Genomic DNA, 22,756 nt, shown 5'->3' with positions numbered 1-22,756 from the left:
CGATGAGGTTAGAACCCTCACCGCACATTGGAGGAAACGAAATGGAAGCTGACCAGATACCGGTGATATCCGACATTTCCCGGCCGCCACGAGAACTGGTCGACGCGCTGGCGGCGATCGGTTCGGCCACACTGGCCAGCGAGCTTTACCACAAGATGGGCATTCGCGATCCGCAAATCCGTGGGCCGCGTCCGCTGAGGCTCGGCAGCACGGCGGCGGGGCCGGCCCTGACCCTCCAGTGCATGCCAAAGCGCGAGGATCTGTACAACGAGGCGGAGTATGAGGAGCCGGAGCGGCAACTGCACCGACACGTGCTCTATCCCACCCAGCCTGGCGACATGGTGGTGGTCGACGCCCGCGGCGATCTGGGCAGCGGCATTTTCGGCGAGATGATGCTGACCTATTTCGCCGGGCGTGGCGGAGCCGGCGTCGTCGTCGACGGCTGCATTCGTGATTCCGCCCAGGCGGCGGCACTCGACATAGGCATCTGGGTGAGAGGCGTCACGCCGAATTTCCACGCCCAGACCAATATTGTTCCATTCGCCGTAAACGTTCCAATCGCCTGCTCGAACGTGCTGGTGATCCCGGGCGACATCATCGTGGCGGACGACGATGGCGTGGTCGTCGTGCCGGTCGGCCTGGCCCCCAAACTGGTCGAACTCGCGGGCGCGCACATCGAATGGGAAGAGTTTTCGCGCTTGCGGCTCGCGCAAGGAGGAGACCTGCGGAAATACTACCCGTTGAGCCCCGAGGGCGAGGCTGAATACCGCACATGGCGGCAGGCTCAACGAAAATGAGCTGTGCCGCTACGGGAGAAGAATAGGTGTCTGCAATCGAGATAGAACAGCTCGGCAAGAGCTTCGGGGCGGTGGAAGTTCTGCACGACGTCAACATCGAGATCGCCAGCGGCGAGTTCGTGGTCCTGGTCGGTCCGTCGGGTTGCGGCAAGTCAACGCTGCTGCGCATAATCGCGGGACTCGAAGAGCATACGACCGGCGAGATCCGCATCGGCGGACGCGTCGTCGACGAGATGCCGGCCAAGTCGCGCGACATAGCCATGGTGTTCCAAAGCTATGCCCTCTATCCGCATATGAGCGTGGCCGACAATATGAGCTTCGCGCTCCGGCTGGCCAAGGTTCCCCGGGAAGAGATCGTCTCCAGGGTGAAGGCGGCGGCCGAAATCCTCGGTCTGCAGGACCTGCTCGGCCGCATGCCGCGTCAACTGTCCGGCGGCCAGCGCCAGCGTGTCGCCATGGGCCGCGCGATCGTCCGCGACCCCTCAGCCTTCCTGTTCGACGAGCCGCTCAGCAATCTCGATGCCAAGTTGCGCGTGAAGATGCGTGCCGAGATCAAGAAGCTGCACCAACGGCTGGGGCGAACCAGTATCTACGTCACGCATGACCAGACCGAGGCGATGACGCTCGCCGACCGCATCGTGGTCCTGAACAAGGGCCGCATCGAACAGATCGGCACCCCCTTCGAACTCTACGAGAACCCGGCCAATCTGTTCGTCGCAGGCTTTATCGGCTCGCCGGAAATGAATCTCATCAACGGTCGCATCCAGAGTGGCGCATTCATCGCGGAGCAGGGCCTACGCCTGCCCTTGCCTCACGTGGCAGGGGTGGGGGACAGGCAAGGTGTGGTTTACGGGATTCGTCCTCAGCACATCGCTGTCGGTGGAAGCCATTCAAAGGCGAAAGTCCAGGTGGTCGAGCCGACCGGCGAAGCGCAGGAAATCACCTTGACCGCCGATGGCGTCGACCTGATGGCGGAGATCCGGGACCGGCCGCCCTTCAAGCCGGATCAGGAGGTCGATCTGGAGATCATGGTGAATAAGGTGCACCTGTTCGATGCCGAGAGCGGCAGGAGGATAAACTAACGGCCCATACTCTCCGAGCCACCTCTACCTCCGCATGGCAACGCGGCCTCGAAACGGCTGGTGGTCGCCCTTGGCTCCCGAAAACAGTCTGACACAGGCGGCGGCGCGAATGCTCGAAGCCGCTGTCAGCAAGCCGGCTGATCGCCAATGTCAAGGCATCCGCATTCGCATGAGTCCGTTCCCCTTCTAGGGTGAAAGGAGAACGGACGATGGCATCCATTCGATACATTGTGACGGACGTTGATAGTTCGGTCGTGTTTTATCGCGATAAACTCGAGTTCAAGGTTGACATGCACAACCCTGGCAAGTTCGCAGCGGTCGCTCGCGATGATCTCACGCTTTACCTTAGCGCTCCGGGGGCAGGCAGTGGGGGAACTGCTGGCGGTAAACCAGAGCCCGGCGGATGGAACCGATTCATGATCGTCACGAAAGACATAGATGCCGTCGTCGGTCGGTTGAACGATGCTGGCGCCAAATTCAGAGGAGAAATCAGCGAGGCGGGAGCTGGTCGCGCCAGACTTCTGGAAGATCCGTCGGGCAATCTGGTTGAACTGTTTGAGTTCAAGAAGAAATGAGGGCGCGCGCCGGCTACGATCGCCCGGCTCATTTCAGCGGATGCGGAAAAATTTGCGCTGAAAAATCAGCGCATTATCCTCGCCCGGAATGATCGAATGGAAGTATGGCGCCCGGCTGGTCTCCGCACGTGCGGATCGGCAGCAAGATGCCCGCCTTGCCTCAAGTTAGGCCGTGCCGTACAAGATGGCGAACGACTGGAGAAAACAACTCCTCGCCGATGTAAGTTCCGGTATTCGCACGCTCGAAAAGGGACCCGGCGAGCGCCGCATCCACAACCACTGGGATACCTGACTGGCGCGCTTGCGCCATTATCTCGTAGGCAATGCGCCCCTGGCCCTTGCCGACCACCGCCGGCACAGGCGTTTCGCCCTTGACGTAGCGCAACGCAACGGCCAGGTCGCCGGATACGAAGACGATGACCGCATTCTTCACGCCCAGCTTCGCGGGCTGCAATACCGCCTCGCGCCGCTGCCGCTGCTGTTCATGGCGGATCAACGGATCGCCTTCGAGGTCCTTGTGCTCGCGTTTGTACTCGGTTGTCGTCATGCGCATGTCGCGCAGGAACAGCCAACGTTGAACCGGAACATCGATTACGCCGATGGCGACGAAGGCCAGGCCGGCGGCGATACCGAGAGGCGTCAGGACCGCCTTGATCATCGGGCCCAGGCATGACGGACCGCAACCCGGCGCATCGAAAAGCGGCTGCAGCCATGTGATCAGCACGAACACGAACAGGCACGCCAGCAGCACGAGCTTGATCACGCCTTTGGCGAACTCGATGACGTTGCGGAGCGACAGGATCTTCTGCACGCCCTTGGCCGGGTTTATGTGGTCGAACTGCGGCCTCAGCGGCTCGAACGAGAAAACTGGTCCGAACGTCCCCAGCATGCCGAAGACAGCAGTCAGGACGACAAGGATGCCGACCAGCGGCAGGGTGGCAAGCATCAGCAGCGAGAACGCATTACGGATGGCGCGCAGGCTGGCATCCCCGAACGCGCCGCCAGGCACGGTTACGGTCTGCACGAGTTCGGAGAGGCGTTCGAACAGCGTCGGCCAGAAAAAATAGAGATAGGCGAGCGCTGCAAGGAAAGTGAAGCCGGAGATGAGGTCGCGGCTCTGCGGAACCTTGCCTTTGCGGCGGGCGTCGCGAAGCTTCTTGTCGGAAGCCGGTAGTTTCTTTTCCTCAGCTTCTTCGGTCATGTTGCAATCTTACCGCACTGGTGTGGTTCCAGTCCGTCGATGGTCTGTGTAAGGTGAGGGCGGGCTTGAATACGGAGAGGTGGATATGCGGTTGCATATCGTATTCTTGCCTGTCGTCATCGCGCTGGCGCTGTCCGGCTGCCAGACGGCCAAAACCGGCTCGGTCAGCGCGAAGGACCAAGCCCCGGCCTCGCAGTCGGATCGACTGATTAAGCTTGCCGACGATATCGATGCGCGCGGCGAAAGTGATACCGCGATAGCGCTCTACCAGCGTGCGGCAGCGATGCCGGACGCCAAGCCGGGCGCGTTCGTCAAGGCGGGCGACGCCTATATGCGGGCGGGATATCCGGCCGATGCCGCCAAAGCTTACCAGGCCGCGCTCGCAAAAGCGCCCAACGACAGCGAAGCGATGCTCGGGCTTGGCTCGGCGATGATTGAGGCCGGTGATATCGAGGCCGGCATGCGCGCGCTCGCACAGGCCGCGCCTTTGGTCAATAGCAGCGCCGCCTACAACCGATTGGGCGTGGCGCAGACATTTGCCGGGCAGACTGCTGAAGCGCAGGCGACCTTCGCCCGGGCGTTGAAACTTGCGCCCGGCGATTTGGACGTCGAAACCAACATGGCATTGGCGGCAGCCCTCGAGGACAACTCCGCCACCGCACTGCCGCTGGTCCAGAAGGTTGCCGCAGCACCCAGCGCGCAATTGCACCACAAGCGCAATGTTGTGATGGTCTATGGGCTTCTCGGCCAGGCGGATCAGGTCAAGGCTTCGCCGCCTATCGGACTGACGACCAAGGAGGTGGCCACTTTGCTCGCGCGTGCCAGAACCATCCGGTCGAAGGGCAGCACGCAGGCCAAAGCCAAGGCGCTCGGCTCCATCCTCGGCTAGCGCCTGAGGTGCTCTTATGCAAAGCCCGCCGCGCAAACAGGTGCTAGGGCAATTCCGGGAAAAGTGTGTAACGGTTTTCCGTTCGGAATTGCGTAAGAACAAATAGCTGGAGCGGTTCAGCGATTCTATGAACCGCTGAACCGCTCGGAATGAGCGACGATCGCGCCGGCTCATTCGACCGGAAGCGTCGTTTGCGGCGCTGCCGGCGGGCTGTTGGCGCCGCCGATCGGAGCCTCCTCGCCATCGAGATAGCGACGGGCCGCGCGCGCCGTCGGAGCGGCGGCCGCCGGCCCCATGCGGCGGCCCTCGATGAGGTCGCGCTGGCTTTCAGCCATGCGCTGAAGATCGTAGGCATTGGCGCAGCCGGCCGGCAGATGGGAGCCGACGCCGGAGACGATAGTCAGGTCGGTCTTGGCGGCGGGGTTGTCGTCGTCGGCCGGTTCCGCCAGACATGCATTGGGAGCTAGGATCGAGCCGTTGACGCCTTTCTCGGAGCCGCCGGAATCGGTCGAGACATAGCTGTAGCCGGGCGAATACTCCTGCCGCTGTTGCGGGCTGTTCACGCAGCCGGCAAGAAAAAGCGCGGGAAGCACGAAGCAGAAAGCGGTGCGCAATGTCATGGTCGTCTCCCGCTATTTTACGATCAGACCGGTCGCCGAGGCGTCCTTGGCGTGCTTGCGACTGACCCGCTTGGCAGCCGGGCGATCGAGTGGCGTGGCGAGACTGTCCCGCACCGGCGCCACCAGATACGGCGTGATCAGGATGACCAGTTCGGTTTCTTCGTGCTGGAAGCGTTGCGATTGAAAGAGCGGGCCAAGCACGGGCACATCGCCGAGCACTGGAAATTTTTCCAGGTTGCGCGAGGTCCGCTGCTGGAAAAGGCCCGCGATCGCAAAGGTCTGGCCGCTCGCCACTTCCACCGTCGTGTCCGCTCTTCGCACCACGAAGCTCGGCATGGCAAATCCGTTGGCGGTGACGGAGCCGGCATCCGACAGAGAACTGACTTCCGGCTGGACATGGAGCGCGATGCGATTGCGGCCGATGAGCGTCGGGGTGAAACCAAGAGATACGCCGAAAGGTTTGTATTGAACGGTTGTGACCTCGGATCCTTGCGCGATAGGCACTGGAATTTCCCCGCCGGCCAGGAAGTTCGCCGTCTGACCGGTCACGGCGGTCAGGTTCGGCTCGGCCAGTATCTTGACGACGCCGTTGCGTTGCAGGGCTTCGATGAGGACGTCGAAATTGAGGCCCTGCGCCTGGTCGAGGCTCAGACCGAAATTCCCGTCGCCGCCGGAAGGCACGCCATTGTCCTGGAACATGTTGAATTCGAAGCCACCGCTCTTGTACCCGACGGACCAGTCGACGCCATAAGATTGCAGCTCCGTGCGCGAGACTTCGGCGAAGCGGACCCGGATGTTGACCTGCTGCGAACCCTGCACGGTCATGTTGTTCAACGGCGGCTGTTCCGGCGGTGAGAATGTGCGGGCGACATTGTCCAGATCCTTTGCCTCATCGACGCCTCTTGCCTCACCCGTGATGACGATGCGGGTTCCGAAAATGTGGAGATTTGTCGCCGAATTCGGCTGCATCGCATGCTTGGCTTCGGAGGCAGGCGTGACATCGGGTGTGACGCGGAATTGAGCCGTCGCTTCGATCCGTTCGTCGGCAGTGACCGCAATGAGATTGGTCAGGCCGGGTTTGAGGCCGAAGACATAGACCATGCTTGGCGACACGACCTGGAGGTCTGCGATCGTCGTGTCGGCGACCAGGACGGATTCGACCGGCTCATTGAACCGCAGCAATCGGCCCTGCCCGACCGGCAGGTCGAGCGTTGGCTTGCTGGGCAGTGGCGATACGTTCTGCGCAGTCGCATCGGCAATCGTGAACAACAAGGCCACCAAAACGCCAACCGTCGCGATAGCGAGCCAGCGCATGTCCGTCCGCCAGGCGGAAGCGGCGGATCGAACGCCTGCTGCGGTATCGTGGATTGTCATGCCGTTCCTCTCCTGGTTCCCTGGATGTCCCCATCCGTCCGGCTGCCGTCATGAGGCTGCCTCTTGCGCGGCTTTCGCTTGAGCCGACGGCAGTGCCTGGGCGCGTGCGCCGGCTCTTGCGCTGCGGCCGGTGATTGTGGCCAGCGGCTGGACGTTGAATTCCTGCGCAAGTTCCTGGAAGGACAGGACAGAAAGCTCGATCGCATTGTGCGTCAGCAGGCTGCGCATGTGACGGCGCACGTCCATCGCGGCAAGGACGACCGGCGAGACGTCGCTGGAGTTGTGCGCCAGTGCTCGCTCGACTTCGCCAACCAGAGCCTGCACATCATCATCTGAAAGGTTCAGGTATGTCCCGGTCGGCGTGCTTTGCACAGCGTTGCGCAGAACATCCTCCGCCGACCGCTGCAGCACATAAGCCGCGATGATGTTGTTGCGGCCGGCGGAACGGAAGCTGATCTGGCGCTTCAGGGATGTGCGGACATATTCCGTCAGCAGGACGACGTCCTGTTCGCGTTGGCCCCATTCGATCAACGATTCGAGGATAAGGCGCAGATTGCGGATCGGCACGTTTTCGCCGACAAGGCGGCGAAACACTTCCGCGATCTTCTGCAGCGGCACGATCTCCTGAGCCTGCCTGACCAGATCCGCATATTCCGTCTCCATGTCCGACAGCAGCCTGCGTGTCTCCTGGATGCCGACAAAATGCCCGGCATAGAGCCGAAGCGCATTTCCAGTCCATTTGGCGGCCGTTTCTGCGGGCGTGGAGAATACGAAGCCGGCTTCTTGCAGCGTCGGGACGTGCCGGTCATCGACCCATACGAATTTGCGCTGGCCGGCGTTCGAAGCAGCTTGTTCGTAAGTCACCTCCAGCAGATCGAGGTGCGTTAGATCCGCTTCGACGAGAACGCGAGCGGCGGGAATTTCGGCGTCCAGGATGGGCGCGCCTTCAAGGTCGATGCGGATGCTTCGTGGTGAGAGCATCTCGTCGACCTGCAAGCCGATGGCCGGAACATCGACACCGAGATCGCCGAAGAGTTCGCGGCGAACGCCGTCAGCGAGTGCGCTGAATTCAGGCTCCGGGATCGAGTCCGCGAGTTCAGAGCCGAGGCGTACGATCACGCGATAAGTAGCAGGCAGTGTTCCCGTGGAAATTGCCGAAAGCGAAGCGGAACTGCCCCGCTGTTCCTCGACCGCGATCTGGCCGATGTCGTTGGATTCGGATTCCTGGGCATTGTGGCGGCTGATGGCATAGGCGCCCGCGCCGAAGCAGGCGCCAAGGACCAGGAACACGATGGAAGGAAAGCCTGGCACCATGGCGAGGCCAATCATGATTACCGCTGCGAGAGCAAGCGCACGCGAGTCACGCAGAAGCTGACTTGTTATCTGCCGGCCAAGGTCGCCGGTTCCGTCCGCGCTGCCGACGCGCGTCACCATCGTGCCGGCGGCGACTGCGACGAGCAGTGCCGGTATCTGCGCCACCAGCCCGTCTCCTACGGTGAGCAGCGAGTAGGTCGCTGCCGCATCGCCCAGCGACATGTCGTGCTGCAGCGTGCCGACGGCGAAGCCGCCGATAAGGTTGACCAGGATGATCACGATCCCGGCGATGACGTCGCCCTTGACGAATTTCATGGCGCCGTCCATCGCGCCGAACAGCTGGCTCTCGCGCTCCAGCTGCTGGCGGAGACGGCGTGCTTCCGCCTGATCGATATCGCCGTTGCGCAGCTCGGCATCGATGCTCATCTGCTTGCCCGGCAGCGCATCGAGCGTGAAGCGCGCGGCCACTTCGGCGACGCGTTCCGCGCCCCGCGCAACCACTATGAACTGCGCGACGGTGATGATCAGGAAGATGACGAGGCCGACCGCAATACTGCCGCCGACGACGAAGGTGCCGAAGGCGGTAATGATTTCGCCCGCGTCGGCCTGCAGCAGGATCAGCCGCGTGGTCGTGATCGTGATCGCCAGCCGGAACAAGGTGGCGATGAGGATGACCGACGGCAGCGACGAGAACTGCAGCGGATGGGAAACGTAGAACGAAGCCAGCAGGATGAGCACGCTGATGGCGATATTCGCGGTGATGAGAATGTCGACGAGAAACGTCGGCAACGGGATGAGCATCATCACCACGGCGACGAGCATCAGGACGGCAATGACCAGATCGCTGCGGCGCGACAGCCTGGTAAGGAATTGCAGAAGCCGCTCCGATACGGTCATGGTTGTTCAACGCCTCGTTGCGACAGGAAGCGCAGCAAGGCACTGTGGGCCTCCGTCTTGCGCCCGGCCACGAGCAGGGCGCGGCTCTTCAGCAATGCAAGTGCCGGGTGGGCCATTCCTTCCAAGCTCTCCAGCCTGGCAATCGTGGCCAGCGCCTTTTCCGCTTCACCATCAAGTATGAGCAGGTGCGCTAATGTCCTCAGGAGACCGGCATTTTCCGGCGCCAGCTGTGCGGCGATGAGCAGGTACGTCGCACCCCGCTTGGCCTGCCCATGACATCCGTAGAGATAGCCCAGGACATGCAGCAGATGGACCGTGTCATGCGGGTCGGTCAGATTTCGATTCCTTCCTGCATGCGACCGAGCAGATCGCGATGACGCTCGATTTCACCCTCGATCAATGCTCTGGCGAGCGTCTTGAGTTGCTCGCCGCCCTCGAGCTCAGGGACCAGGTTCGTTATGAAATGCTGGAGAATGGGCACGGAGCGACGCAGGATGGCTGGCTCCGGAATGGCGGGCATGACGAAGTTGATCAGGATGTCATCCAGCGATTCGCCCGCCGCTTCTCGAGAGGCCTGGAACTCCGCCGTCTCAGGCATCTCTGCGGCAGCCGCTTTCGTCCCCTGGGCGCGCTTTGCAACCTGGTCGACGCCATTCATCCGTCGCCGGCTGATGGTTTGGTTGCGCACGCCTTCCGCCTGATGGACGTCACGGCCGGCAGTGTCCATCCTCGCCGAATCGAGGCGCGGCCCTTCGAGCCGGCGGTTCACGGATATTTCAGCGCGACCGTTGCGCCGCCCTTGGTCAGCAGAAGTTCCGTCTCGCCGATGTGCTTGATGGTCCAGCCGTCATCCGTGAACGCACCTTCGTGATAGCGCGCGCCGTCGGCTGCGATGACGTAAGGCCGCTCGCCATACCAGATCGCCTGCAGCGTCAGGCGCGGCGCCTGTGGTGCGTTGCCGACCATGACGTTGGACACCAGGGGGACACGAGTGCCGAACGCCTCGTCGAACCAGGATTGCGTTTCTGTCCAGACGCGGCTCTTGTCACTCGGGATCATGCCCGAAACCACCAGGCGGCCGGGCGATCGCTGCACCGTCACCGTGTTTATGCCGGACCGATCTAGACGCAGTTTGAGCTGGCTTTCCGCTTCGGCGACAGTCTGAATTTGCGCGGGCGATGAATCGTCCAGCGCGTCCCGGCCTCGCTCGCCGGCAAAAGCCATTTTGACCTGGCCATCGTGGGAAGAAGATGTCTGCGCGCGAATGTCGGACTTGGCGAGAGAGAACCCGTTGGCGGCGACGGAAACGGCGAAAACGGCAAAGAGAACGCTGCCCGCAACCAGCACCGGTCTGTTGCCGATCGACAACCGGTTCGGGGGGCGTTCCGGATTGACCAGCCGGATACGGGCATCACCGATGCCTAAGATGATCGGCAACCTGCAGCGGCTGCCTTGTCCTTGACGGATGATCTCGCCCGTGGCGAGCGCGACATCGCCGCCGACGGCTTCGATTTCAAACTGGCTGCCCTTGCGCCGCAGTCTGGCGTGGATCGGAGCGATGCCGGCATCCCGGAGGACAACGTCCGATTCGGTGCTGGAGCCGATGGTATAAAGGGGCTCGACCAGAATGAGTTCGGCACCGGCATGAAACCCGTGGGTTACGCTCAGTGTAACCGATTTTGCGGTCGCCAGCGACGGGGCGAGCATCGACCGAAGCCGCCGCGCCGGCGCGGCATCCGGATATCTGCCGATAGGACTAGCGGTCATGCCACTTCATCTCCCCGCCGATGAGGATTTCAAATGCAGCCGGACGATGGCGTTCGAAAATTTCCGCCGTGGAAGTGCGCCGCCGATTGCTCGCGGCGGCGCATGGGTTCGAGCATCTCCTCCGTCAAGCCTTCTCAGCCGACTCGCCGAGCGTCTTGGCGGTGCTCATCAGCATGTCGTGCTGGGATTTCGCGATCTCTTTCGTGATCTCCAGGCTGAACATGCGCTCCTGCTGCTTGATCATCTTGTCCAGGTTCTGTTCCGGCGACCCTGCAGAGCCGGACGTAATGGGAGGGGTGGCAGCCATCATTGTCTCCTTGAGCGGACTATTCAGGTTGCAAGCCCGGGTCCAGGCCTGCGGCCCGAGACTTTGCTATAACAACTTAGGGCAGGACGATCGGAAATGAAAGTCCACTTGGAATATTTGAGGCTTGTTTGTTCCAACTGTTGCGTTTCAGGCGTTCACGGAGTAGCCTAACCAACGGGGTTATATGGGGTAACGGGAATGGAAAAAGGTCCTTTGGCGGAGCTGTTGGTCGAACGGTTTGAGAACATGCCGCCGCAACTGCGGATGGCGGCGCGTTTCGTGCTGGATCATCCCAAGGACGTGGCGCTGATGTCGATGCGCGAGCAGGCGCAGCAGGCCGGCGTTTCGCACAGCACGATGATGCGGCTGGCGCGATGGCTCGGCCTCGAGGGCTATGAGGACATGCGCAGCCTTTATGCGCGCGCGCTGCGTGAGACGACAGCCGGAGGACCGGCCCGCCAGGGTGTCGAACGGGATGGCGATCCGGGATATTCGACGGCCGGCGTCGTGGCTGATTCTCTCGCTGCCCAGATCTCGAGTCTCGGCGAGTACGGCAACGCCATGCAGTTCATCGCCGCCACCGAGCTGCTTGCGGGAGCGCGCAATCTATTCGGTCTCGGCTCAGGCTCGGCTTATGCGATTGCGAGCCATTTCGTTCACATCATGTCGTCTGCGGCTGGCGGCAAGGTAATGCTTGTTGGCGGGATCGTCGGGCAGGGTCTGGACGTCCTTCAGCATGCAGGGCGCGGCGACGTGCTTCTTGCTGTAGGCATGTCGCCCTATGAACGCATGACGATAGAAGTGGCGCGCCAGGTGGCCCGCCAGGGCGTCAGCGTGCTGGCGATCACCGACAGCAGTGTCTCGCCGCTGACCCGGATCGCGCGGGAAACAATCATCGTGACCTCAAACTCGCAATCATTCTTCCGAAGCATGTCGCCGGCGTTCGCCGCCGTCGAAATCCTGGCTGCGCTGACGGCGGCGCGGTCCGGAACGGATGCCGCGGAACGAGCGAAGCAGTCGGAAGAGCAGCTTGCTGCTTTCGGCATTTATTGGAAGCCCCCTCGATAACAGCAGAAGGGTTGCGATCGGGGCGGGCGTGACGGCGGCCGGGCTGCCGGTGACAGTGATTTCCGGAGGTCGTCCAGATGGTTCGCCCGATAACGCTCACCAAGCCGCCGCTCCAGTCGCAAAAGGTCGATCCCAAGGCAAACGCGGCACAGATTGCGCGGCTGGAGGCGCAGGCAGCGGAACTGCGGGAGCAGATCAGGCTTGCCAACAGGATGGGCGAGCGCGATTGGGCGGCGCAGGCCCGCCAGGAACTGGCTCAGGTAAACACGCAATTGAGCTCGCTTCAGCCGAACCCGGCAACGGCTCCGGCGACGCCAGGTGTCGTGAACGCCGGCAATGGCACACCCGGCAATGGCGCTACGGTGGCGCCGGCCCTCTATGTGCACAGCAATCTCGCGTCGACGCCCGTGACACTGGTGGACTTCGATGGAAGTCCGGCCAAGGATGATCCTGCTGCCGCGGCCACCGCGCGCAACATCGTCAACGACGTTAGCGGCGGCAAGAGCATCGACCAGATTGCCTCTGACCGTCACAAAACGCGCGAACAGGTTATCGCCGCGCTCAGATCCGGCGGAATGACCGTGTCGACTACTGACCCGACGAGCGGCAACGGCGACGTGCAAACGACGAAGATCACGGATGCCGGCGGCCGCACCGTCACGCAATATTACGACTACCAGCACGACAGCTACTATACGAGCGTCCAGGGACAGCCCAACGGCGCGGTGACCAACTCGCCGACCCGGGACGGGCTCGGGCGCAAGGAGACCAGCAGCTACAATCCCGATACCGACGCCATCACGACACGCTATGAGGACGATCTCGGCACCGGCACCGTCACCGAGCGGACGTCACTGCCCAACGGTGCGTCGGTGGAAACGGTGACGCCGGGCGCCGGACCTTCGCTTCCCGTGACCACCGTCACCGGTCCAGACGGCAGCAAAACCATTCTGAAGCCCTCCCAGGATCCGGGTGGCGACAGCACGCAGAACATCAAGAATGGTCTTGCGGACGGAAAAAGCATCGACCAGATCGCGAAGGAAAACGACCTCACCAGCCAGCAGGTAATCGCCGAACTGCAAGCCGCCGGCTACAAGGTTACGACCAACAGCAGCAGCGACGCGCAGTCGGTCGAGCTCGTCGACCCGCGCAGCGGCGACAAGACCGTCTATTCTTACGATTATCAGCACGACGTACGCACCGTCACGACCACCGCGGACGACAAGAAAACGTCGCTGTCCGTCGATGGCAACGGAACCGAAACCAAGACGGTCACCGACAAGGACGGTCGGGTGACCACGACCACCACCGAGAAGATCAATGGCGGCAAGCCTGTCGTGTACGAGGTCAAGCCGGACGACAACCTGACCCAGATCGCGCGGCGATATGGCGTCACGCTGGCTGACCTCAGGCGCACGAATCCGGAACTTTTCAGCTCGTCGCGCGACCCGAACACAATCCATACAGGCGAAAAAATTACCATCGACAACGGCACCCGCACGACGGTCGAGGTCACATTCAACGGCTATACGCTGACCACCAAGCCCGATGGCAGCATGACGCTGCACAACAACACCACCGGCACCGACCTGAAAATCGAGGCGGGGAGCACGCGGGAAGCTCTGGCCAGGACGCTGCTGGCGGTGAACCCCAACAGCAGCGATCCCAAGGTGGCAAAAGAAGGCGAGGTCGTGAAGACCTTCGTCGAGGGGCTGTTGGCAGGGGAGACCCTGCCCAATCTGATCGATGCCGCGGAAAAGGCCGGACAGGACAAACAGGACCTGATCGACAAGTACGACCTGGGCACACCCGCCAAGCCCAAGCTTGACGGGCAGAACAGGGTTGTCGATCCATTTGGCGATCCACCCCAGGGCAATGCACCCTCCGGGGGAAAATGGGTGCCGATGAAGATAGATGGCGTCTGGAGGTGGGTCGATCCCCAGGTCGCAGAGGCTATCGTCAACGAGAACGTCGCACTATCGCGCATCACCGAGACGCGGGCTCTGGCAGGCCAGCGGCAGGAGCAATTCAACGTCGATCTGCTCGATCCTGCCTATAAGGATGCCGTCGACGGCGCGCAAACCATCATAAACAAGGCACTGGCGCCTCACGGCCTGCAATGGACGCCGCAGAAACCTAAGGGCAACCTTGCCGATGCGCAGGCGCGGCTGACCAAAGCCAACACCCTTCTGCAGAACGCACAGGATGCCCGAGGCGAGTATGAGAATGCCGGACGCGTCCTCAAGGATGCCATTGCCGGGCTAGGCAAGCTCACTCCTCTGGGCGATCCGAATGCGCCGTCGGTCAGAGCGCGGGGCACTCCCGACCTTCATCCGAAATACGACCAGGGCGTCGCCGACCATAGCGCTGTCGACAAGCTGTTTTCCGAGGTCGGCCTGCATCTGAGCAAGGGCGACAAGCTGACCATCGATTACCTGGTTGGGCAGGCCGAACTCGCCGGCGTCCCCGCGGACTCCAAGGAATACAAGGACCTCAAAGCCCTACAGACGACGGCAGGCAGCCAGCTCGAACTGGCCCAGGCCTACCAGAACTATTTCGACGCTCATGCCGATGCCGCACAGGTCAACGCGCGGCAGACGGACCTCGAGCAGAAGCTGGCTAACGAATATCTTGGTAAACAGAACTTTAATTTTGACGAGAAGTACAATCGCATCAATGGCGACTACCTCGGGCACTACAAGAACTCGACTCTCGAGATTCGTGACGGCCAGCTCTGGGTGGTCAACCACTTCGACGAGGGAACCACTGAACAGCAGCTGACTTACAGCCTGAACGACAAGAATGTCAGGGGCGAATATCGCGATCGCCAGCTCAACAAGGACTGGCAGGCGCTGCTGGCCGGCTACGACTCCAACGCAAAAATGTGCACGGCAGATGGTCTGCAATCGGTGAGGTCCAGCGAGGAGCAGGCGGCAAAGAGCCTGAACGACGTCCTGGACCGGCAGCTCGGCGACAGCCTCGCCGATCTGAACGCCAAGTTGCCGACGCTGCAGACCAATTTCGACAATGCGCTGACGCATCACAAGCCGGGAACAGTCGATGCTCCCGAAGGCACGTTGCCCGACGGCGTGCAGCCGGTCGAAATCAATGTCGGCGGACAGACGATCAAGGTGGCGCCGGACGTTGCCCGGAATTACAACGAGCATGGGATCGATGCGCTGACCCAGGGCGGAAAGGCGATCTGGATCGACCTTGATACCAAGGATGACGACCCCAATGGCCGCTGGGTCGATCCCGAACTGGCGGTCGCCAAGCTCAGGCTGGAGACGACAAGGCTTCAGATAAGTCAAATCCAGGATCTGCGCAGACAGTTGCAGGGCTTCAACGACTATCACGAGCTTCGGCTCAGCGAGCCGTCCCTGCTGGCCGACGACAACACCACTGTCGACAAAACCTATCTGGACAAGCACGAGCAGCAGACGCTCGACGCCATCTATCAGCCGAGGTTCCAGCAACTGCTCGACAGAGGCTACGACAAGGAGTTCCACCAACAGAGCGGCAAGGATCTGGATACTACGGTAGCCAAAACGCTCGGCCTGGACAGTTCGACCGATGACGGCCGCGACGCGATAAAGAATGTGACGGATGAGATCCGCGATATAGGCGGCGACAACCCGTATGTGCGTCGCGTGCCGATCTTCTATGTAGACGACCAGGTTGGAACGCAGCAGGTGGCGCTGTTTGCGGTGCGCGACGGAGACGGCAACACCCGCTACGTCGACGCGACCGGCAAGAAGTTCGACGACCTCGGCGATTTCCAGGACAACAACAGCCAGTTTAGCGAGAACGGCAAGCTCGTCGTTCCCAAAGGGCTGGAAATCAAGGCGGGCGCCGACGGCAAGATCGCGCTCGAAGTGGTGAAAGCGCGCAATGTCTCGGTCTGGGACAAGGTCGTCGATCCGGTGGTCGGCATCGGGACCGGCATTGCAACCATCCTGTCGTTCACGCCGGCCGCGCCGGTCGCCGCACCGCTGGCCTATGCGGGCGCGGCCTATCTTGGGACGAGGGCCGTCATAAACGAGGTGAACCACCTCGATCATGGCGGCGAGTGGGACGATACCGAGTCACTGATGAACATCGCCAGTGCGGCAACCACGGTTCTGCCCATGGCTTCCAGCGGCCTTCGCACCATTGGAATGGCGGGAAAGGAAATGAGCGTCCTGCAGGCCTTCCGCGGCAGCATCGGCGCAACACGTTCAAGCTCTTCCCTGGCGGTCGAAACCCGCAGCTACATGCAATCGAGCGCTGGCCTGAACAAGGCGGCGTGGGGGATGGATGTCGGCTCAGTGGTCGTCGGCTCACCATTGCTGGCGACGTCCGCCTACGACCTCGCCGTCAATGGAGACCAGATGAACGGTCTCCAGCTTGCCAACGCGCTTACCGGTCTTGGCACCGGCATCGCCGGCACGGGGCTCGGCATCCACGGTCTGCGCACGCTGCGGCCGGGAACGGGCACGCAGGCGGACGCCAACGCGCCCGGCGCCAATCCGCCGCCGGGCGGCGGCGGACAGCGCCAGCTGCCGCCCGGCGGCAAAGGACCGCCGCAGTCGCCGCTGGCGCTTGGACCTGGACCCTCCGGACGTCCCATGAATGTCTACGCGGCTGGCGCGGACGGCGTCTACCGGCCGACCGGGGAACAGGTCTTCCACGATCCCAGCCATCCCGTGATACCCGGGGAAGCGATCAAAACGAGTGACGCCAGCGGCGATGACCCGACGACGCTTTCGGACCGCGATACAGATGGTTCGACCGAGACAAGCCCAACCAATCCCGCCGATGCCGATCCCATCATCGTATCGAACAAGCCGACTGTGACGGACGGGACCATGCGCTTCGTCTGGGACCCTGAGACACGCAGCTTTGCCGGCATGCCGCAACCCGACACCAGCGGCTACGTCTACACCAGCGGCAAGGATCCGAAGACGCCATCCGCCTATCTCGACGGCTTGACCGCCGAGCAGCTTGTGAGCCGCTATGAACAGGAGAAGAGCTATTACTCCCGTCGCGAGTTGGCTGAACGCTACGGCCCGGACGGGGTCCAGATACCGCGCACGCCGCTTCGCGAGACCCTGCCGGACTTCCGCGTCGGCGTCACGTTCCGGGCCCGGCTGAACACGGGCCAGGCGTTCGGGATCGGTTCGCCGACCGTTGCTGCCGTTGGCTTCGGCGTCGGTACCAAGACCGATTTCGGCATGATCGGGTGGTCGATCGTCGACAGCGTCAGCCAGCGCAGCCTGACACCGTTCAAGGACGCGCTCGGCACTCAGGGCGTCGTCTCATACCGGGCCCGCGAATACAGGAACATCACGGCCCTTCAGGCTGGCGTCTGGCCGGTTTCCAACCAGACGGCCTTGCCGGTTCGCAGCAGCGATCTTTCGGCGGCGGCCGGCAAGGCGGTATTTGGCGATGCGACCGGGTATGGCGTCACTCCTCTGGATGCTGCCATTGTCGGGATGACGCCAGACGGTAAGGGCACGGTGGTCGAGATGACCTACACGCCCTCGCTCAAAGGCGAGGAGGCCGCGCTTGCACCGGGCCAGCATGATTTCTTCGGCGTGCCTGCCGAAAACAGCGCCGGCCACGTCACGTTGCAAGGCGCGCTTCCGTTCGACCGTGTCATGACGGAGACGAAAGTCGGCATACGCCTGCCGATCGTGGCCAACCATGTGACGGCGGTTGACCAGATGCCGCGTGTCGGTTTCGAGAAGCGCCCGGAACAGCCGGTCAAGGACACACTCCAGCCTGGCGACATCGTCTCAAAGCAGGTGTACGACCAGATCCAGTCGGCGCTTGGCTCGACGACGCTAAAGATCCAGTTCGCGGTCAAGGACCCCGCCAAGGCATCAGAGCTCGTCGCAGCAATAGGGCAGGGAGACGGCATCCGCTCGATCCGCGATCTCGTCAAATCTGGTCAGATCGATCCATCGAATACGGTCTCCCTCGTCGACGAGCCGACGCTAAGCGGGTTCAGGCTCTCGGCCATACCGGGCAAGGCGCCCACGGCAGATATAGTCTTGCTGACCGGCGAGAAGGCTCGCGTCGTCAATCCCGAAGCGATGCTGATCGATGTCATCTTCAACGATCGCAACGGGCTTCCCGGAGCGTTGGGCTTCAATCCTGATCGGACGGTGACGTCGGCTACCTACAAGGTGAAATCGACGGTACAGTCGTGGCTTCCCGCGCGTATCGGCTCGGACGGCTCGCCGCAGTCGCGCTATATGCCGACCGCCGGCAACATCTATCGCAATCTCTATGGTGGCGACGGGACACCGGCAACGCGCTATACGCTTTCGGTGTCCACGCCTCCTCTGCCGGCGGGCGCAGTGGCCTTCAGTGCCGAGGTGAGGTTCCAGTACAAGTCCAAGGCGGCAAAGGTTGCGCCTTCGATCGCCAAGAACGAAACCGCGACACTGACCTTCAATCGCGCCGACGGGCAGAATGAGCAATTGACCGTCCCGGCCTGGCTCGCTCATGCTCTGGAATCCTCGCGCGACGGCGCCGCAACGGGCATTCCAAAGGGCGGCAAAGACTCCCTGGACCGGTTCCTGAGCGAGTTGCAGAAGACGGCAAGACCGGATCAGCTTGGCGCGATCGAACAGTTCAAGACCGAGTTCGGCCCGTCGATCGTCGACGGCGGTTTCATGCGCCAGGACGTTGCCGACGGGGTGCTGACGTTTCTCTCCTCGCAGGTCGGCAGTCGCCGAAGCGGGCCCATCCAGATAAGGGACGAGAACGGGAAATCGGTGACGGCGACCCGATACGGACCACTGCCAAAGAGTGCGAAGAATATCTATGTGCCGCCAGCCGACGGGCCGCAAGCGCGTGGCGACGAACCGGAGTTGATGCACAAGTCGCATATCCTGTTCCGGGACCCGGAGACGGGAGAGGCATATGTCCTGCCGTGGGTGCGCGGCGCCTCCGAGGACCATGTGCCGGGCAGTCAGGGAACGCCGAAGGGAGAGCCGGCGCAGCCGCCTCCAGCCAGGAAGGCAATCGAGGCGGCGCCGCCGACCACCTATTCGCTGCAACAGGTCCGCTACATGCGGCAGCCCGAAAAATGGAAGGCAGGCGAGATCTATACGCGCGAACTCAACGGGTCGCTTGGAGAAGTGCATTTCCCGGTCGAGGCCAATCCGGACGGCACCCACCCCGTTACTGGCCAGGGTGGGCGATACGTCGATGCTCCGGTCTTCAAGAGCCAGGATGTGATCGAGGCGATCGAGGTCAAGACCTACCATCGCTGGACGACGATCAACGGTGTCGCGCAGATGCGCGAGGTGCCCCTCACGCCGAAACTGCAGGAGCAGATCAACAAGGACGTGGCCCTGCGCAATGAAAACCCGGGCTATCAGCCGCGCTGGGTGTTCCTTGACGCGCCGCCCTCGGCCGAGTTGCAAGGCGCGCTCGACGATGCCCGGATTGTCGGCAACATCTTCGGACACTCCAAGCCGGCCGCTGCGAAACCGCAATCTGCGACAGCCAAGAACAGTTCGGACCGGACCATTCAGCTCGAAGACGAAAGCGGCAACACGATCACGGCGTCAGTACTCGGAGCCCAGCCGAGCGGTCCGGAGCGGGTTTATGTGCCGCCTTCCGATGGGCCGCGCGCGCCGGCCGACGCACCGGAGCTCCAGGACAAGACCCACATTCTGGTGTATGACCCCGATACCGGCGAGGCTGTGGTATTGCCCTGGATACGCGGCGCTTCCGACGAGCACGTGCCGGGAAGCCTCGGGCCGGAACAGGGCAATCAGCCGCAGGCCTCGCGCGGCAAGGGGCAATCGGCTCCTAGCAACGGACCGCTCACCCGGGATAGCGTCAGAGCCACCCCGCTTGACCAGGTGCCGGATCTCGCCATGGGCGATTTCCAGCCGAACCAGATTCCATGGCTCAAGCGCGAGCAGGTGGCCGAGCTGACGGAGCAGCAGTTCCGCGACATGGACCAGGCGGGCTTGCTGCCCTATCTGACCAAGAGCCAACTGCGCGGTATCCCGAAGGCAAAGACAGGCTATATCAACATAGCGGGCCTCGACGGGAAACAGGTTCCCTGGCTCACCGAGAGCCACATCCGCAATCTGACCGACCAGCAGTTCGGTGATTTCGGCAAGGCCGGTTTTACCCCTCTCCTGGCGAAACCGCAGTTGCAGGCGATAAAAGGAGACAAGGTCGGGCTCGTCGACGTGTCCAAGTTGGATGCGCGCCAGGTTCCGTGGTTCAAGGGGAGCCAAGTCGCGAAGTTCACGTCACCGCAATTCAAGGATCTGGGCGAGGCCGGATTGCTGAAGAACCTCGTCGAGCGGCAGGTCCGGGCGATCCCCGAGACCATGATAAGCTCGGTGGATGTGGCGAAGTTCGATGCCAGGCAGGTGCCGTGGCTGACCGGGAGGCAGATCCCTGCGCTGACCCGCGATCAATGGGGCGCCTTCACGATCCACCACATCGAAGCGCTGACCCAGCCGCAGATCGAAGCGGTTACACCAAAGCAGTTCGAGGAAATGAGCCCCGGCCAGTTCCGCAAGTTCACGCCCGAGCAGTTCGAGTGGATGAGCGGGGATCAGACGAATGCTCTGTCCGTGCTGCAACTGACGACCTTTCGGGCGACCCATAAGAAGGCGATGACGCCGGATCAGGCGACCAGCGTCGATCTGGCGTTGCGCCATGCCAGGATGCGCGAGAACGCTCAGGCGCTCGCCACCTTTGGCGGCATGTCGACAACTTCCTACGTATTGTGGAGTTCGCTGCCGCCAACCTGGACCGCAACGGCCGGAGCGGTGGCATTTGGCGTGCGAGGCTTCGTTTTCGGCACGCAGGCGATCTTCCCCAACGCAACCGCAAGCAATAAGCCGTTCGGGCGATTCCTCAATGCGCTCGGCGGAGCCACATTCATTGCCGCGGCACCGGGCGCCGCGACCGGGATGATCCAGGGCAAGGATCTTGTCGTCAACAGCACCTTCTCGCTCGGCAACGTCGTCTATGGCACGAAATCGATGCTGCAGTCCTTCACCGGCAGGCCGGTGATCCGTAACCTGGCCGAGTATCTGGCTGGACCCGGCTACGTACTTGGCTGCGCCGTCTATACGCTGCACTCCTGGCCGGCGCCGATCGCCACCGTCGCCGGCACCATGTTCACGTTCGGCTGCGCCGAATTCTGGGCGTCCGCCATAAGGACGGACCGGGTGAATCGCCGTTCGGTGCCGCGAACCGATGTCGACATCGCGACGGCCGCAAAGTCCGACAAAAGATGGGCTGCGTGGGATCGTTGGACCCTGGGCATCACCTTTGGCGTTGGCATGCTCCTGTTCTCACTGGACGCCTTGCTGGCGCAGCCTTGGCAGAACGCGGCGACGACCCCTCCACCCGATCCGAAAAAGTCGGATGACGATTCCTCGTCCCAGCAGCCCGACGACCATTCGGATGTTCCAGGTAAGCCGAAAACCCCGCCCGAAAGCTTCCCGCAACTCGTGGTGTCGGCGAATGACGGCCTGAATTTGCGGAGCAAGCCCGACGGCAATTCCGCCGTGGTGGTGGTGCTGCAGCCCGGCACGTTCGTCGAGCAGACCGCGAAACCTTCGACCGATCCGTCAGGAGAAGCCTGGATACCCGTCGAAGGTTTCGGACCGGACGGCGAAATGCGTAGTGGCTGGGTTTCAGCGGACTATGTCGAGGTTCATCCCGCCGGCAGCAGCAACTCTGAGGGTCGCACCAATCCGACGCTGGAGAAAGACGGCTATCGGTGGGTCGAGGTCAAGAATGGCGACAGCATTCGCCTGATCGCCAATGCGCATTCGGCCGATGTGGCCGATACGGTTGTGCTTAACATGGATCATATTCTGAGGCCGGATATGATCTTCTCCGGCGACCGCATCTACCTGCCGCTTGCGTCGGTCGGCTGAGACGGCGCAGGCTCGACTCGAGAGTCCTTGGCAGGCTGCCCCTTGCCGATCCGCGCGGCATATGCATGTGCGATGCAACCCGCCAGCTTTGCCGCGCGCTCCGCTGTCGGATTCGATGGTTCGGAGGAGTAGGAGGCGGTGAACCGCAGGTCGGAGGGATGCCATTCGCAGTCGACGATGCGCAGGGCGCCGCTGGCGGTATGATCCTGGACGACTTCCCTGGGGAGGGAGGCGATACCGATCCCATTCAGCGTCATCCTGATGGAAGCGGCCAGCGAATTGGCCGGAAAGATACGCGGCGTTGCTTCAAGCTCGCCCGTCAGCTTGCGGTAAAGCTCGCTGTAGGGTCTCGTCGTGCGCGCATAGCTGATGATTGGGAATTGCATCAGGTCGTTCAGCGTCAGCTTGCCTCGGTTGGGTAGATTCAAAGCGGGCGAGCAGACCCACACGAGCGGAAACGATGGCAGCTCCACGTTCTCGATATTGTATTCCACGATAGGGCCCATCAGCACTGCAAGATCGAGCCGGTGGGACATGAGCTCATTGCGAAGCGTCGTCGTCGTGTCGACGACGATATCGGCATCGACAAGCGGATAGTTCGCCTGCAATTCCTTGAGGAAATCAGGAAGCCATGTATGCACGATGGTCTCGGCAATCCCGAGTCTCAGCACCCCTGCCGTTTCCGAAAGAGAGCTTGCCATCAACTGCAGCCGTTCGGCCACGCGCAGGACGCGTTGCGCCGGCGGCAGCAGCCTTTGTCCTTCGGCGGTCAGTCTTACGGTGCTGCGATGCCTCTCGAACAGCTTGGCGCCAAGCGCTTCTTCCAGACCGGCGATTCGGGTCGAGACAGCGGGCTGTGTCGTGTTCAGCCGTTCAGCCGCCTTTCGGAAGCTTCCGAAGGTCGCCACCAGAAGGAAGGTTTCGAGCTGCTTGATGTTGAAAGGGATCACG

The 22,756-nt window shown here is 62.3% G+C and carries 14 protein-coding genes; 6 read left to right on the top strand and 8 right to left on the bottom strand.

Translation table 11 applies throughout. The features are described 5' to 3' along the window. The first annotated feature begins 41 nt into the window (after positions 1 to 41). From P9236_RS22210 to P9236_RS22200, 3 genes are all read left to right on the top strand, one after another. Positions 42 to 797, top strand: a complete 756-nt coding sequence (locus P9236_RS22210) for a ribonuclease activity regulator RraA (RefSeq protein WP_278076698.1) — start codon at positions 42 to 44, stop codon at positions 795 to 797. A gap of 26 nt (positions 798 to 823) precedes the next feature. After that, entirely contained in the window at positions 824 to 1,879 is a 1,056-nt protein-coding gene (ugpC, locus tag P9236_RS22205) for a sn-glycerol-3-phosphate ABC transporter ATP-binding protein UgpC (protein WP_278076697.1), read from the top strand. Positions 1,880 to 2,088: 209 nt separating this feature from the next. After that, positions 2,089 to 2,454, top strand: a complete 366-nt coding sequence (locus P9236_RS22200) for a VOC family protein (protein WP_278076696.1) — start codon at positions 2,089 to 2,091, stop codon at positions 2,452 to 2,454. A 160-nt stretch (positions 2,455 to 2,614) separates the two neighbouring features. Here the strand turns inward: P9236_RS22200 and P9236_RS22195 are convergent, their stop codons facing one another. Continuing rightward, positions 2,615 to 3,655 (bottom strand): EscU/YscU/HrcU family type III secretion system export apparatus switch protein, encoded by a 1,041-nt coding sequence (locus tag P9236_RS22195; protein ID WP_278076695.1) that lies wholly within the window; start codon positions 3,653 to 3,655, stop codon positions 2,615 to 2,617. 106 nt (positions 3,656 to 3,761) lie between these two features. On the opposite strand from P9236_RS22195, the gene P9236_RS22190 reads away from it, so the two are divergent. Beyond that, entirely contained in the window at positions 3,762 to 4,544 is a 783-nt protein-coding gene (locus P9236_RS22190) for a tetratricopeptide repeat protein (protein WP_278076694.1), read from the top strand. A 170-nt stretch (positions 4,545 to 4,714) separates the two neighbouring features. On the opposite strand, the gene P9236_RS22185 is transcribed toward P9236_RS22190, so the two are convergent. From P9236_RS22185 to P9236_RS22160, 6 genes are all read right to left on the bottom strand, one after another. Continuing rightward, the gene (locus P9236_RS22185; protein ID WP_278076693.1) at positions 4,715 to 5,164 is read right to left on the bottom strand and encodes a hypothetical protein; all 450 of its coding nucleotides are present in this window, start codon (positions 5,162 to 5,164) and stop codon (positions 4,715 to 4,717) included. 12 nt (positions 5,165 to 5,176) lie between these two features. After that, positions 5,177 to 6,538: a type II and III secretion system protein family protein gene (locus P9236_RS22180; RefSeq protein WP_278076692.1), complete on the bottom strand. Its 1,362-nt coding sequence runs from the start codon at positions 6,536 to 6,538 to the stop codon at positions 5,177 to 5,179. 48 nt (positions 6,539 to 6,586) lie between these two features. Continuing rightward, positions 6,587 to 8,749, bottom strand: a complete 2,163-nt coding sequence (gene sctV, locus P9236_RS22175) for a type III secretion system export apparatus subunit SctV (RefSeq protein ID WP_278076691.1) — start codon at positions 8,747 to 8,749, stop codon at positions 6,587 to 6,589. A 331-nt stretch (positions 8,750 to 9,080) separates the two neighbouring features. Next, complete coding sequence (locus P9236_RS22170) at positions 9,081 to 9,518, bottom strand: hypothetical protein (RefSeq protein WP_278076690.1); 438 nt, start codon at positions 9,516 to 9,518, stop codon at positions 9,081 to 9,083. Further along, entirely contained in the window at positions 9,515 to 10,516 is a 1,002-nt protein-coding gene (locus tag P9236_RS22165) for an EscD/YscD/HrpQ family type III secretion system periplasmic domain-containing protein (protein WP_278076689.1), read from the bottom strand. Before P9236_RS22165 ends, P9236_RS22170 begins: the two co-directional genes overlap by 4 nt. A gap of 124 nt (positions 10,517 to 10,640) precedes the next feature. Then, positions 10,641 to 10,823 carry a hypothetical protein gene (locus P9236_RS22160; RefSeq protein WP_192251710.1) on the bottom strand — a complete coding sequence of 61 codons (183 nt, stop codon included), beginning with the start codon at positions 10,821 to 10,823 and terminating at the stop codon, positions 10,641 to 10,643. 225 nt (positions 10,824 to 11,048) lie between these two features. Between P9236_RS22160 and P9236_RS22155 the strand changes: the two genes are divergently transcribed. Then, complete coding sequence (locus P9236_RS22155; RefSeq protein WP_278076688.1) at positions 11,049 to 11,891, top strand: MurR/RpiR family transcriptional regulator; 843 nt, start codon at positions 11,049 to 11,051, stop codon at positions 11,889 to 11,891. Between the two features lie 77 nt (positions 11,892 to 11,968). After that, positions 11,969 to 21,805 carry a LysM peptidoglycan-binding domain-containing protein gene (locus tag P9236_RS22150; RefSeq protein ID WP_278076687.1) on the top strand — a complete coding sequence of 3,279 codons (9,837 nt, stop codon included), beginning with the start codon at positions 11,969 to 11,971 and terminating at the stop codon, positions 21,803 to 21,805. Here the strand turns inward: P9236_RS22150 and P9236_RS22145 are convergent. Continuing rightward, positions 21,778 to 22,755 carry a LysR family transcriptional regulator gene (locus P9236_RS22145; protein WP_278076686.1) on the bottom strand — a complete coding sequence of 326 codons (978 nt, stop codon included), beginning with the start codon at positions 22,753 to 22,755 and terminating at the stop codon, positions 21,778 to 21,780. The two genes, P9236_RS22150 and P9236_RS22145, sit on opposite strands and share 28 nt — an antisense overlap. Position 22,756 lies beyond the last annotated feature (1 nt).

Source organism: Mesorhizobium sp. WSM4884 (assembly GCF_029625675.1).
Taxonomy (GTDB): Bacteria; Pseudomonadota; Alphaproteobacteria; order Rhizobiales; family Rhizobiaceae; genus Mesorhizobium.
Note: the sequence above shows the minus strand (reverse complement) of the source record. Positions and strands in the feature narration are given on the sequence as shown.

What these genes read in the sequence shown, in the direction of transcription:
- sctV (WP_278076691.1), bottom strand. Translation starts at nt 8,749, where the DNA reads ATGACCGTATCGGAGCGGCTTCTGCAATTCCTTACCAGGCTGTCGCGC.
- P9236_RS22185 (WP_278076693.1), bottom strand. Translation starts at nt 5,164, where the DNA reads ATGACATTGCGCACCGCTTTCTGCTTCGTGCTTCCCGCGCTTTTTCTT.
- P9236_RS22200 (WP_278076696.1), top strand. Translation starts at nt 2,089, where the DNA reads ATGGCATCCATTCGATACATTGTGACGGACGTTGATAGTTCGGTCGTG.
- P9236_RS22150 (WP_278076687.1), top strand. Translation starts at nt 11,969, where the DNA reads ATGGTTCGCCCGATAACGCTCACCAAGCCGCCGCTCCAGTCGCAAAAG.
- P9236_RS22195 (WP_278076695.1), bottom strand. Translation starts at nt 3,655, where the DNA reads ATGACCGAAGAAGCTGAGGAAAAGAAACTACCGGCTTCCGACAAGAAG.
- P9236_RS22180 (WP_278076692.1), bottom strand. Translation starts at nt 6,538, where the DNA reads ATGACAATCCACGATACCGCAGCAGGCGTTCGATCCGCCGCTTCCGCC.
- P9236_RS22210 (WP_278076698.1), top strand. Translation starts at nt 42, where the DNA reads ATGGAAGCTGACCAGATACCGGTGATATCCGACATTTCCCGGCCGCCA.
- P9236_RS22165 (WP_278076689.1), bottom strand. Translation starts at nt 10,516, where the DNA reads ATGACCGCTAGTCCTATCGGCAGATATCCGGATGCCGCGCCGGCGCGG.
- P9236_RS22160 (WP_192251710.1), bottom strand. Translation starts at nt 10,823, where the DNA reads ATGGCTGCCACCCCTCCCATTACGTCCGGCTCTGCAGGGTCGCCGGAA.